The sequence below is a fragment of the Sporomusa sp. genome (assembly GCF_057736855.1).
The window spans coordinates 1-12,624 of sequence record NZ_JBYKYF010000061.1 but is presented as its reverse complement, the minus strand read 5'-3'; the positions used below and the strand labels follow the sequence as shown (position 1 = coordinate 12,624).

General features: G+C 44.0%; 11 protein-coding genes, 1 pseudogene and 1 other annotated feature. Of the genes and pseudogenes, 3 read left to right on the top strand and 9 right to left on the bottom strand.

Annotation, left to right across the window (positions count from 1 at the left end):
* The 6 genes and pseudogenes from AC29Z1_RS06085 to AC29Z1_RS06060 form a co-directional block, all read right to left on the bottom strand.
* The coding region (locus AC29Z1_RS06085) for a serine O-acetyltransferase (protein WP_488270565.1) at nucleotides 1-151 on the bottom strand (151 nt) is incomplete at its 3' end.
* Between the two features lie 152 nt (nucleotides 152-303).
* Nucleotides 304-513: a binding site (T-box leader), on the bottom strand.
* Between the two features lie 130 nt (nucleotides 514-643).
* Nucleotides 644-2,104: a glutamate--tRNA ligase gene (gene gltX / locus AC29Z1_RS06080; RefSeq protein ID WP_488270563.1), complete on the bottom strand. Its 1,461-nt coding sequence runs from the start codon at nucleotides 2,102-2,104 to the stop codon at nucleotides 644-646.
* A gap of 208 nt (nucleotides 2,105-2,312) precedes the next feature.
* On the bottom strand, nucleotides 2,313-2,588 hold the full coding sequence (locus AC29Z1_RS06075) for a hypothetical protein (protein WP_488270562.1): 276 nt from the start codon (nucleotides 2,586-2,588) through the stop codon (nucleotides 2,313-2,315).
* A gap of 79 nt (nucleotides 2,589-2,667) precedes the next feature.
* Nucleotides 2,668-3,150 (bottom strand): 2-C-methyl-D-erythritol 2,4-cyclodiphosphate synthase, encoded by a 483-nt coding sequence (gene ispF / locus AC29Z1_RS06070; RefSeq protein ID WP_488270564.1) that lies wholly within the window; start codon nucleotides 3,148-3,150, stop codon nucleotides 2,668-2,670.
* A 33-nt stretch (nucleotides 3,151-3,183) separates the two neighbouring features.
* Nucleotides 3,184-3,843 (bottom strand): annotated as a pseudogene (gene ispD, locus AC29Z1_RS06065) (2-C-methyl-D-erythritol 4-phosphate cytidylyltransferase); the annotation flags it as partial.
* Nucleotides 3,844-3,980: 137 nt separating this feature from the next.
* Entirely contained in the window at nucleotides 3,981-5,108 is a 1,128-nt protein-coding gene (locus AC29Z1_RS06060; protein WP_488270561.1) for a PIN/TRAM domain-containing protein, read from the bottom strand.
* A gap of 296 nt (nucleotides 5,109-5,404) precedes the next feature.
* Between AC29Z1_RS06060 and AC29Z1_RS06055 the strand changes: the two genes are divergently transcribed.
* The 3 genes from AC29Z1_RS06055 (at nucleotide 5,405) to AC29Z1_RS06045 (ending at nucleotide 7,559) form a co-directional block, all read left to right on the top strand.
* Nucleotides 5,405-5,803, top strand: coding sequence for a nucleoside triphosphate pyrophosphohydrolase family protein (locus AC29Z1_RS06055; RefSeq protein WP_488270560.1), 399 nt, complete (start codon nucleotides 5,405-5,407; stop codon nucleotides 5,801-5,803).
* 229 nt (nucleotides 5,804-6,032) lie between these two features.
* On the top strand, nucleotides 6,033-7,226 hold the full coding sequence (gene spoIIP, locus AC29Z1_RS06050) for a stage II sporulation protein P (RefSeq protein WP_488270559.1): 1,194 nt from the start codon (nucleotides 6,033-6,035) through the stop codon (nucleotides 7,224-7,226).
* A gap of 12 nt (nucleotides 7,227-7,238) precedes the next feature.
* The gene (locus AC29Z1_RS06045; protein ID WP_488270558.1) at nucleotides 7,239-7,559 is read left to right on the top strand and encodes a stage II sporulation protein P; all 321 of its coding nucleotides are present in this window, start codon (nucleotides 7,239-7,241) and stop codon (nucleotides 7,557-7,559) included.
* A 13-nt stretch (nucleotides 7,560-7,572) separates the two neighbouring features.
* Here the strand turns inward: AC29Z1_RS06045 and disA are convergent, their stop codons facing one another.
* The 3 genes from disA to AC29Z1_RS06030 all read right to left on the bottom strand — a co-directional run bounded on the left by disA (nucleotide 7,573) and on the right by AC29Z1_RS06030 (nucleotide 12,581).
* Nucleotides 7,573-8,664, bottom strand: coding sequence for a DNA integrity scanning diadenylate cyclase DisA (disA, locus tag AC29Z1_RS06040; RefSeq protein WP_488270557.1), 1,092 nt, complete (start codon nucleotides 8,662-8,664; stop codon nucleotides 7,573-7,575).
* Entirely contained in the window at nucleotides 8,661-10,025 is a 1,365-nt protein-coding gene (radA, locus tag AC29Z1_RS06035; RefSeq protein ID WP_488270556.1) for a DNA repair protein RadA, read from the bottom strand. The genes disA and radA overlap by 4 nt, the downstream gene beginning before the upstream one ends.
* Before the next feature lie 102 nt (nucleotides 10,026-10,127).
* Nucleotides 10,128-12,581 (bottom strand): ATP-dependent Clp protease ATP-binding subunit, encoded by a 2,454-nt coding sequence (locus AC29Z1_RS06030; protein WP_488270555.1) that lies wholly within the window; start codon nucleotides 12,579-12,581, stop codon nucleotides 10,128-10,130.
* Nucleotides 12,582-12,624: the final 43 nt, after the last annotated feature.

Here is a 12,624-nt window from a genome sequence, read left to right as displayed (position 1 = left end):
GCACCCAACCGCGTTTATACAAGTAGTGAGCAATACGATGCAGCCAAATGGCATGTAACCCAGGGTAGCAAAGCAATACCTCAAGCACACTTTTAGCTGCAGGATCACGTTCAAATACCACTTGGATATCCTTTTTTATCCGGTCAAACATAGTATTCCCTCCCATAGCTTAATTTAGAATAGCTAAAGAAATCCGGCTTATGCCAAACCTATTGTGAAGGTGATGCTTATTTCGTTCCCTTACAGAAAAAAACTGCTAATCTTGGTACGGAATAGAAAAATAAAAGAGCCGCCTTCTCTAGATACAGAGACGATGGCTCGCGGTTCCACTCTGCTTGGGCATAATACCCCTGCTCTAACTGATAACGGCAGCAACCGGGATGACCTACTTATCCTTCAGCCACCCTGCTATCAGGTGCATTTCGGTGTAGCCTTACCCAGCATCGCTTACAGCCGACGACGATGCCTCTCTGTGGGGGGTATACACGTACTTCTCCTGGTCTTCGCAGTTCACTGGTGGTTATCACCAACCACCAACTATTAACTTGCAGCAACATAATGTAAGACATTCATTTCCGAGTGCTACAATCGGTTTTACGAGTAAATTATACTAATAGAGGCTTGAACATGTCAAGCAAAGATGTTATATCTTGGCAATTAAACCGTCTATTCTTGACAGGGTACGTTCTTTGCCAATCAGCGGGATAAGGTTAATGAGTTCCGGTCCATGCATTTTGCCAGTAACTGCAATCCGCACAGGCATATAAACCTTTTTTCCTCCCAGCTTTAATTCTTTAACAATGGATTTTAAAATCGCCTGAATGGCTGGTGGTTCTACCGTTTCCAATGCGGCAAGTTTGCTTTTAAATCTCCCCAGAACCTCAGGAATTGTAGCATCTTTCATAATCTCATGGGCTTCTTCATTTTCAAACTCAATATTGTCATTAAAGAAAACATCAATATGTTCTGTGATCTGCGCGGCATAACTGATATATCCCTGTAGTTCAGCCACTACTTTTACTAACCAAGCTTTTTGCTCGGCAGACAGCTCCTCACCGATATAGCCTGCTGCCCTAAGATGCGGCAGAGCCAATTCGGTAATACGTTCTGGACTGGCTTGTTTTATGTAATGGGCATTGATATGGTTAAGCTTGTCAATATCAAATACTGCAGGGTTCTTAGCCACCCGATCCATGGAAAACTGCTCAATTAATTCTTCTCTTGAAAAAATTTCCTGTTCACCTGGCGGAGCCCAGCCAAGAAGAGCCAAGAAATTAACAATCCCTTCTGGTAAATACCCCAAGTTTTTATATTGTTCAACTGAGGTTGCACCATGACGTTTGCTCATCTTGGTCCGATCTTTCCCCAGAATGAGCGAAATATGGCCAAAGGTAGGCAGCTCCAGACCAAGCGCCTGATAAAGCAAGATTTGCCTTGGCGTATTAGACAGATGTTCTTCTGCCCGAATGACATGCGTAATTTTCATGAGTGCGTCATCCAACACCACGGCATAGTTATATACCGGGATGCCATCCGATTTTACAATAACAAAGTCCCCTACACCATTGGAATCAAAGCTTACCGTGCCTCGAACCAAATCTTTAAAAACAATTTGTTGGTTGTCTGGAACACGGAAGCGAACGGTAGGTTTACGACCCTCAGCGATAAACCGCTCACGCTCAGTTTGGGTCAAATGACGACAGCGGCCGCCATAACGGGGGTTTTCCCCTTTATTCATTTGCTCCTGACGTTCAGCCTCAAGTTCTTCTTCACTACAGTAGCAGTAATAGGCTTGTCCGCTTGCTAGCAGTTTTTCGGTATATTCGCGGTAAATATCCAAACGCTCTGTCTGGCGGTATGGACCATATTCACCACCGATATCAATACCTTCATCCCAGTCAATTCCCAGCCAGCGCAAAGATGCTTTAATATTTTCTTCAGATTCCCGGGTAGAACGTTCTAAATCAGTATCCTCAATCCGTAATATAAACTTCCCGCCCGTTTTGCGGGCTAACAGCCAGTTAAACAATGCTGACCGCGCGCCCCCGATATGAAATGGCCCTGTCGGACTGGGAGCAAACCGTACTCTAATTTGTTGATCCATGTATGTACTCCTTCCATGCACCCAAGCATTAATCTATATATTCCGCGTTAAAATCGCCTTGAGCAAATTTAAACGCATTGTATCTATATATAATCATAGCGTTGTGTCAATCATTGTATATTTTAGCAGATTCTGCGTCACCATGCAAAATATATGTTTACCTAAAACATTTTTCAAAAAAATGTGCTGTCAATAATATGACAGCACATTACTTCACTCTAAGCAAAAACATCCCATGTACAATATCAGGAATAATGAACGTAGTATTGGCATCGGCAAAACCGCCTGTCACTGGTTTGGCACCATCTGACAACACCGCCACCCGCCATATCAGCTTGTCATTAATCCACAACTCGCCACAGGTTGCCCCATCTTGGCGTAAAATATTTATATTAAACTCTGCTGCCAACGCCGAAGACGGAAAGCAGCTAGCCATTACACCAAGAATAAGCACAATGAACCACTTTTTAATCTGATTCTGCATAATCTGCCCTCCAAATACAACAAATACTTATTCATAATATGTGTGTTTACGCAGCATTTATGCAGTTCATTTCTCGGTATTAAACTTTAGCCGCCATAATCGTCGCAGTGGCGTAAGCAGCAATACCTTGGCCCTGTCCAGTAAAACCTAATCCTTCGGTAGTAGTGGCCTTTACATTTACTTGACTGACAGCAATCCCTAACGCTTGGGCAATATTTTTATTCATCTGTTCTATGTACGGTGCCAGTTTAGGCTTTTGCGCCACAATGGTCGCATCAATATTATTGACAACATAGCCATGTGTAGCCAATAGCGCACCCACTTCAACTAGTAACTTCAGGCTGGAGATGCCTTTATACTTGTCGTCAGTATCGGGAAAATGTCTTCCAATATCGCCCAAGCCAGCCGCGCCTAATAGAGCATCTTTAATAGCATGCAAAAGCACATCAGCATCAGAGTGGCCTGCAAGCCCTAATGTATAAGGAATCTCTGTTCCGCCAAGAATTAATTTGCGTTCAGGCACCAAACGGTGGACATCATAGCCAATACCACAGCGGATCATTGCCTTTACCTCCTCTTGCTTAGCCATTAACATTTCGGCCAAACGTAAATCCTCGGGTGTAGTAATTTTGAGGTTATTATAATTTCCAGGAACAATTTTTACCTTAACACCTAAGCGTTCGACCAGCGCTGCATCATCAGTACCCAAATATCCATCTGCGGCTGCTTGTGCATAAGCAGTTTTAAGAAGCTCGCTGCGGAAAGCCTGGGGAGTCTGAACCGACCACAAAGTCCGGCGATCAGGTGTATCAGTTACTAGCCCGGCTTCATCTGCGACTTTAATCGTATCTTTTACTGGTACAGCCACGATAGCCGCCTGGTGCTGCCGAGCAGCAGCAATAATTTGCTCAAATAATTCCGTTGAAGCTAGTGGACGGGCCCCATCGTGCACGATAACAATTTGGGCATTATCCGGAACAGCGGCAAGCGCATTAGCAATAGAATACTGGCGTTCGCTGCCACCAGCAACCACCTGCCAAGGAATCGGTATAGTAAGCTGGGTCATCATGTTAAAAATGGTTTCTATTTCTCCAGGTGATGCCGTTATAATCAGCTTCGACACTTCTGATACAGCACTGACCGCTAAGACCGAATGCACCAGTACAGACTTGCCGGCCAACGGCAGTAAAACTTTATTGATAGTACTGCCCATCCGCTTTCCCTGTCCGGCGGCAGCAATAATAGCACATACCATAAAAAAACCTCCCCCGGATATTGAGAAAAAACTTGGCTTGTGCCAAGTCCTATAGGACGCCAACACAAGCCTTGGTCTTATTATTAGATATAAGCCTTCAAGCCTTAAAGGCCTGAAGGCTTGAAAACTAGTTTATATTATATTAGTGCTTTAGGTTTAGCAAAAATCATTCTCCCCGCGGCAGTTTGCAACACCGAAGTTACCAGTACTCCCACCGTTTCACCAATGTGTTTTTTACCGCCGTCAACAACAATCATTGTACCATCATCAAGATACGCTACGCCCTGTCCGAATTCTTTGCCGTCTTTTACTACATGCACTACCATTTCCTCGCCCGGCAGTACTACTGGTTTAACAGCATTAGACAGTTCGTTAATATTAAGAACAGGTACACCTTGCAGTTCGGCCACTTTATTAAGATTATAATCATTTGTTATGACTTTGGCCTTAAGGAGTTGAGCTAATTTGATTAGCTTTGAATCTACTTCAACAATATCCTCAAAATCACGGTTATCAATCTGAATATTCAGTTCCAGTTCTTTTTGCATCCGATTTAATATATCCAGCCCCCGCCGTCCCCGATTGCGTTTAAGAAGATCAGAAGAATCAGCAATATGCTGCAGCTCTTCCAAAACAAAAATCGGGATAATCAGCAAGCCTTCAACAAATCCGCTTTTGCAAATATCCGCAATGCGTCCATCAATAATAACACTGGTATCCAGTATTTTCGGCTGACATACGCTGTTATCCTTATCCTTCGGTCGCTCTTTGCCATCGCGATTGATCCAGGGCAATGCAGGAAGATTAGAAAACATACTAAATAATTCTTCGCGTTTTTTAATCGCAACATTAACCCCCAAGTATCCAAGAATAACACTGAGCACCAGCGGAACATATTTACCAACAATCGGAATCGGCAAAAAAGCCGGTCCAAGTAAATTAGAAATTATAAGTCCAGTAGCTAAACCTAACACGCCTGCTAATACATCATACCCAGGCATTTTGTTAAGACGTAATTCCACCCAGTAGGTGAAGTTCCATAAATATTTTAAGAGAAACGGCGCTACCACATAGCCAATGATGCCGCCAACCAAACCACCGAATACAAACGTGAGAATGGTAGTCATGGTAATGCCAAATACGCCTATTCTTAAAAATTCTTCACCTACAACAGTAGCCAACAGCGGAATAATTCTATCGGTTAGCACCAGACCACCCACGGCCGCCAAACCGACAATAATTATCCTAAGTATTTTGTCAATCACAGCCTCTACCTCCTTTCTCAAATTATTTATACCCAAAAAGTGGAAACACATCTTTATTATGTCCTAAATTAAATCAAAAAATACGTCTAGATGAACTACACTTCATGAATATACTGTGTTTTAGTATATCATACAGCATAATATCTTGTCAAAATTTAATATTGTAGCATGCGTAATTAAGTCTGTCAATAATTTCACCAAATATTATCTAGTGATAAGTACCTTTCTTAATCCACCTTACGTTGACATCAAGAAGAGCAGTCTATATAATAAAGGCAAAGTGAGGTGTACTTAACATGCAGGATAACAAATGTTGCTCAGATTTTCAGTCTGCTGTTGATGAATACTTAATTCGCCACCGCAGTATACTAGATGTTATCACAAAATACCAGGAATCCGCTGCCCGGGTAAACAGAGCCATTGCCAAGGCAGTAACTGGTTGCGGCTGCATCCAGGTTACGGCTACACGCCAGTCGGCTCCGGCAACAGCAGCCTACAGTGAACTTAAGAAGCATATGTCTTCCCATCTGGTAGGTGAACTCTGTCCACACTGTCAGGAAATTGTCGCCAAAGAAATCGGTCACAGCATGTTTTATTTGGCTGCTTTGTGCAATGTTACTGGCCTATCGCTACATCAAGTAATGCAACAAGAGTATAAAAACGTCAAAACATTGGGTGCCTTTCATTTAACCTGATATATAGACTATTATAGATACACAGTCTTACATAAGGCTGTATTTTTTTTGCCTGATATACGTTACATTTACCTAATACAGCAAAATCGCATGTTTTCCTTTGAAGCAGTATCATTAATGGGCTGAAAGCGACTTAACTTCTACTGGCATAAAATGGGTGTTAATGAACGGCTTAGTCATCGGATAAACATTTTTCCTGCGGGAATGATACTGCTAAAGGAGGGTAAATATGCGCTATTTGTTGCGATTTTTATTACATGTTGTTGTAGTAGCAAGCCTCGGTACCCTGCCTGCTGCAGCCACCATACCGGAATCAGAATTGGCGGCAGGCGGTGAATTACTTTCCGGGTACATGACTGTAGTCGACGAACAGGGAAATATCGTACTGCAGACAGGCCACGAAGTCCATATTGGTGACGAATATATCGCCGAAGATGATACTTTGTATGAAATTACTGCGGTTGAAGGTACATTAGCCCGCTGTCGGGTCAAAGAAAAGCTTTCAGCCCAAGCGCACGATGAAGCTGTTTGGGTTCAAGCACAACCCGCCGATGCACCTAAACCTAAAATTGCCATCTATCATACGCACACAGACGAATCCTATATTCCGAATGACGGCACACCAACCCAGCGGGGCAAAGGTACAATTATGCTTGTCGGTGATACGTTTACCCAAAAACTAACCGAACTAGGGTACGACGTTATCCATTCCAAAACGTTGCATGACCCACATGATGCCAATGCGTATCATCGCTCTCGCCGAACCGCTTTAAAGCTCCTAAAAGAACAACCTATCGCCATGTTTGATCTTCACCGCGACAGTGCTCCGCTTAAAGTCTATAGCACCACCATTAATGGACAAAACGTCTGCAAACTGCTGTTAGTTGTAGGACGCCAAAATCAAAACAGACAAACCACTCTGGATTATGCCAGAAGCATAAAGCGAGCTACTGATGCCAAATACCGGGGACTTATCCGGGGCATATTTATCGCCCATGGCAATTACAATCAGGATTTAGGTCCCAGAGTATTATTAGTGGAAGTGGGAACCCAGTATAACTCCCGCGAAGCTGCCAATCGCAGTATTACCCTATTTGCCGATGTCGTACCTTCCTTCCTGGGACCTGCCAGCGGCAATAGCAGTGGTGTCGCTGAGGCCGGTCAGGCTGGCGTCTATACAGAATTAACTGATAATAATACCGGTTCCGATAATACGGTCGGTGGTACAACCACCTCCTATGTTCCTACCGATACAGCCCCAGGATATGATATCCTGACAATTGCACTGGTATTGGTCTTTGGCATAGCAGCATTTCTGTTCCTTAGTACCGGCAATTGGCAAGAAGCTAAAAGCAAACTCAGACACTTTTTCAAATACGAATTCACAAATTTTTTAGGGCCGCGCAAAAAACCAAAAAAGTAGGAGGGAAACCGTTTGAAAAAAAAACATGGGATCAAACTGGTTTGCTTCCTAGTTTTAACGGCCATTATAGCTGCCGGAGCGCTTTATTATCTTCCCCTTACTATGTTTTCTACTCAGCAAAAACCTGAACAAGTACCACAAAAAGTATATGATCACTATATAATACTGGATGAGGATACCAACGAAGTTCTGATGTATGTCCCGCTGGTTGTCAACGTTGGGGATGAAGTCATCAGCGAACAAAACAAACGCTACAAAATTGTTAAGGTAGAAGAAAATCAAGCGTACGCCCGATTTATCGAGGATCTAAATTTAGAATTATACCAACGCTGACAAAAGCATGTACCTACAGATGACGGTCTAAAAGAACCTGCTCTCGCACCCTTTTAAGGCCGTCTTTTATTGCTTTAGCTCGTACCTCGCCAATACCTTCCACTTCATCCAGCTCTGCCAGGCTGGCATTATAAATCCGGTGCAAGGTTTTAAAATGCGCAACCAGCTTTTCTCCAACCAAGAGCGGCAAGCGTGAAATCTGTCTAAGTATCCGGTAGCCGCGTGGCACAACTGGAATATCCATGGCAGTAGGGCTGACACCATAACCTAACATCCGGCAGATAGTAAACGGTTCAAGGTGTTCTTCAGGCAGTTGAGCAAGCTCTTCTCTTACCTGTTCATAATCTTTTACTTCATTGGTATTACAATAATCTTTAATTAATAACGACGCAACATCTACACCAGAAATAAGTTCTTCCATCTGCATACTGACCAGCTTGCCTTCTGTTCCCAGCTCAATCACATTACGTTCAATTTCCAGTGCAATACGGTTGACCTGTTCGGCGCGAATAAGTACAAGAGCCACATCATAGAGAGTAACTAAATCTTCAAATTCCAGCGCACTTAAATTCGTAAGCCCTTTATCAAGTACATTGCGGTACTTTTCTAGGGTATGTAGCGCCTGATTGGCACGATTGAGTATACCCGGAATATCCTTGAGTGTATATCGTAATTGGCCAAGGTATAAAGTAATAATATTACGGCGCTGGGAAATAGCTATCACTAACGCACCGGTCTGCTTAGCCGCCCGTTCAGCGGTGCGATGGCGTGTACCTGTTTCAGAAGTCGGAATACTCGGATCAGGCATCAGTTGAGCATTCGCATACAAGATGCGCTTACCGTCATGAGAGAGCACAATAGCTCCATCCATTTTTGCCAGTTCATAAAAACCGGCTGGGGTATATTCCGAATTTAATTCAAAACCGCCATCAACGATGTCAAGTACCGCCGGGGTATCACCTACCAATACTAAAGCCCCCATCTTGGCTCTAAGAATGTTTTCCAGACCCTCCCTGAGCGGTGTACCTGGCGCCAAGCTCTTTATGGTTTTGACAAAACGGGAATCCCACAAGCGTTCAGAGCGTTCTTCCCGGCTTTTTATCATACAAATACCGCCTCCATAGCCTCGCTGACATTAGCAACACCTATAATATCAAGCCCTGCTATCCGAGGCAACTTAAGGCCAGAAAGATTTCCGGCCGGAATGACAAAACGCTTAAAACCAAGTGCTGCTGCCTCGGTAATTCTAGCTTCTACCCGACTAATCATTCGTACTTCACCGGTAAGACCTACTTCGCCCATGACCACCGTATGAGGATCAACGGCAACACTGCGAAAACTTGACGCTATCGCTAATGCTACCGGTAAATCTGCTGCCGGCTCGGCAATTTTAAATCCCCCTACCGCATTAACATATGCATCCTGATTCGCCAACATGAGTCCTACTCGCTTTTCTAATACCGCCATTAGCAAAATCAGCCGATTATAATCAAACCCTGCCGCCATACGGCGCGGCATACCGAAACAGGTTGTGCTTACTAACGCCTGGATCTCAATTAACAGTGGTCGAAGGCCTTCCATGTAGGCTAATACCACCGACCCAGGCGCACCCTGTGGCCGTTCAGCCAGCAAAAGGCCGGATGGGTTGGCTACTTCTGCGAGCCCATGTTCTTCCATAGAAAATATACCACTTTCATTGGTTGAACCAAAGCGGTTCTTAATAGCTCTAAGAACTCTAAACGCGTAGCTGCGCTCGCCCTCAAAGTAGAGAACAACATCTACCATATGCTCTAACAACCGCGGTCCAGCAATATTGCCTTCTTTGGTAACATGACCGATGATGGCCGTGGGTATACCGCTTTCTTTGGCAAAACGCATCAGTTTACCTGTGCTTTCTCTGACCTGGCTAACACTGCCGGGAGCTGATGGAATCTCTGGGCTAAACATCGTTTGTATGGAATCAACAATCACTAAAGCCGGCTTTTGGCGTAACGCCTCCAGCACAATAGTCTCTAAATTATTCTCTGTAAAAATTAGCAAATTATTACTTATTTTTCCCAGTCTCTCAGCTCTTATTTTTATTTGAGCAGCAGATTCTTCACCAGATATGTATAAAACCGGACCATAGGTATTGGCTATACCTGCAGCTACTTGCAGTAATAACGTGGATTTGCCAATCCCTGGATCGCCACCAATTAAGATCAGTGCACCAGGCACTATTCCGCCACCAATAACCCGGTCAAACTCACTAAGACCTGTTAATAGGCGCGGCATAGCCGATGTATCCACCATATTGATTGGACGAGGCTTAGACGCAGACGTTTTTGCCAAATGAGCCTCAGATTTTTTTACAGCTACTTCTTCTACCAAAGTGTTCCACTCACCGCAGCCCGGACACCGTCCCAGCCACTTGCTTGCTTCTGAACCGCATTCCTGACACACAAATTTAGTTTTAATTTTAGACAAGTTGATTTCTCCTTCTAGTATATCAACCCGATTCCTAGTAGTAATACAGTGAAAAAGCACTCATTTTGAGTGCTTTTTCGCGTTTATACGCTAACTTTCCTGCTAATGAGCCTTTTTTGCAAATTTTAATTTGCCATTTTCGTCAGCATCCACGATGACCGTATCACCACTGGTTATGGCTTGCTTGATAATCATCTCAGAAACTTCATCTTCAATCATTTTTTGAATGGCACGACGTAAGGGGCGGGCTCCATAAGCATGGTCACGACCTTCTTTTAATAATTCTTGCTTAGCTGCCTCACTCAGTTCAATAGTTAGATTTGCTTGAACAAGGCGTTGGCTTACCTCTTTTAGCATGATTTCTACAATCTGTTTCAGATCCTCGTCAGTTAGGCTGCTAAAGACAATAATCTCGTCAATCCGGTTTAAAAATTCTGGCCTGAATACTCGCTTAACCTCGTCTAATACCCGGTTTTTAGCGTATTCCCCTGCATTGGCCTTAGCTCGTTCATCTGATAAGAAACCAAGTGAAGCAGCATCTTTTTTCAGATGCTGGGAACCAACATTAGAAGTCATGATGATAACGGTATTTTTAAAGTCAACTGTCCGCCCCTGACTGTCAGTTAAACGCCCATCTTCAAGCACTTGTAGCAACATATTGAAAACATCATAATGGGCCTTTTCAATTTCATCTAATAGAATAACCGAATACGGCTTACGACGAACAGCGTCAGTTAATTGACCACCCTCTTCATAACCTACATAGCCGGGCGGTGCGCCAACCAAGCGAGATACTGTATGCTTCTCCATATATTCAGACATATCGAGACGAATCATGGCTGTTTCATCTCCGAATAACGCTTCAGCCAAAGCACGAGACAGTTCGGTTTTACCCACACCTGTAGGCCCAAGGAATAAGAAAGACCCAATTGGACGTTTAGGATCTTTTAGCCCGGCCCGTGCGCGGCGCACAGCACGAGCTACTGCCTGCACAGCCTCATGTTGACCAACAACGCGTTTATGCAGAATTTCCTCCAGCTTTAACAACCGTTCAGATTCTTCTTCGGCTAATTTTTTAACCGGAATCCGCGTCCAAGTAGATACAACATGGGCTATATCCTCGGCAGTAACAATAATACGTTCGTTGCCACGTTGTTTCGTCATTTTCTGTTTGCCCTCAAGCTCTTCACGGATTTGCTGCTCCATATCCCGCAGACTGGCTGCCCGCTCAAATTCTTGCGCAGCAATGGCTGCTTCCTTTTCGGTTCTGATCTGTTCTAAACGCTTTTCCATTTCTTTGACATCTGGCGGAATCGAAAATGCTTGCAACCGTACCCGCGAAGCCGCTTCATCCATTAGGTCAATGGCTTTATCCGGTAAAAACCTGTCAGAAATATACCGGTGAGATAATTTTACTGCTGCCTCAATAGCCTCGTCGGTAATTTGCGCCCGGTGAAACGCTTCATATTTATCCCTTATCCCTTTTAAAATAGCAATAGCATCCTCTACACTGGGTTCACCAACAGTAATTGGCTGAAAGCGCCGTTCCAGGGCGGCATCTTTTTCAATATATTTTTTATACTCGTTGAGAGTGGTTGCACCAATAACCTGTAACTCGCCTCGAGCTAAGGCCGGTTTCAAAATATTTGCAGCATCAATGGCTCCCTCGGCGTTGCCGGCACCAATCAAGGTGTGAAGTTCATCAATAAACAATATAATATTACCAGCTTCACGAATTTCTTCAATTACTTTTTTAAGCCGTTCTTCAAATTCACCGCGATACTTGGTTCCCGCCACCATGGATGCCATATTCAGCGAAACAACACGTTTATTACGCAAAAGTTCAGGAACTTGACCTTCAACTATGCGTCTGGCAAGTCCTTCAGCAATAGCAGTTTTGCCAACACCAGGTTCGCCAATCAATACGGGGTTGTTCTTAGTACGCCTTAAGGTAATCTGAATAACACGTTCAATTTCGGCATCCCGACCAATCACTGGATCAATCTTGCCTTCTTGGGACATTTTATTCAAATCCCGACCAAATTCATCAAGTAACGGGGTATTCGTGCCTGCCATGGGTTTAGCTCCCTGGCATTTAGGCTGCGGCGTTTGCCCTGAGAGCACAAAACCGCCCAGCATTTCAATGACCCGCTGACGCATGAGATTAATATCAACTCCCATACCTATCAGTACCTGGGCAGCAATACCTTCTCCTTCCCGGATAAGCCCTAACAGGATATGTTCTGTTCCAACATAATTATGGCCTAACCGCAAGGCTTCCTCCATTGCCAGTTCAATGACTTTCTTGGCTCTTGGCGTATAGCCGATATCACTCACTTGCCCCTCCCCAGTACCGAGAATCGCTTCTACCTGTGCTCGTACTGCATTCACCTCTATTCCTAACGAAGCAAGCGCTCTAGCGGCTACACCTTCTCCCTCGCGTAAAAGTCCAAGCAATAAGTGCTCAGTACCAATATAACCATGTCCATATCTGGCCGCTTCCTGCTGTGCCAGTATTAATACTTTGCGGGCTCTATCAGTAAACCTGTTAAACATAGTTAAATTCCCTCCTTTATGCTAAATAACCAATAGCTATTTA

Coding starts and splice junctions, on each gene's coding strand:
- AC29Z1_RS06055 (WP_488270560.1), top strand. CDS start 5,405: ATGCAGGATAACAAATGTTGCTCAGATTTTCAGTCTGCTGTTGATGAA.
- disA (WP_488270557.1), bottom strand. CDS start 8,664: ATGATAAAAAGCCGGGAAGAACGCTCTGAACGCTTGTGGGATTCCCGT.
- spoIIP (WP_488270559.1), top strand. CDS start 6,033: ATGCGCTATTTGTTGCGATTTTTATTACATGTTGTTGTAGTAGCAAGC.
- AC29Z1_RS06075 (WP_488270562.1), bottom strand. CDS start 2,588: ATGCAGAATCAGATTAAAAAGTGGTTCATTGTGCTTATTCTTGGTGTA.
- gltX (WP_488270563.1), bottom strand. CDS start 2,104: ATGGATCAACAAATTAGAGTACGGTTTGCTCCCAGTCCGACAGGGCCA.
- AC29Z1_RS06030 (WP_488270555.1), bottom strand. CDS start 12,581: ATGTTTAACAGGTTTACTGATAGAGCCCGCAAAGTATTAATACTGGCA.
- ispF (WP_488270564.1), bottom strand. CDS start 3,150: ATGATCCGCTGTGGTATTGGCTATGATGTCCACCGTTTGGTGCCTGAA.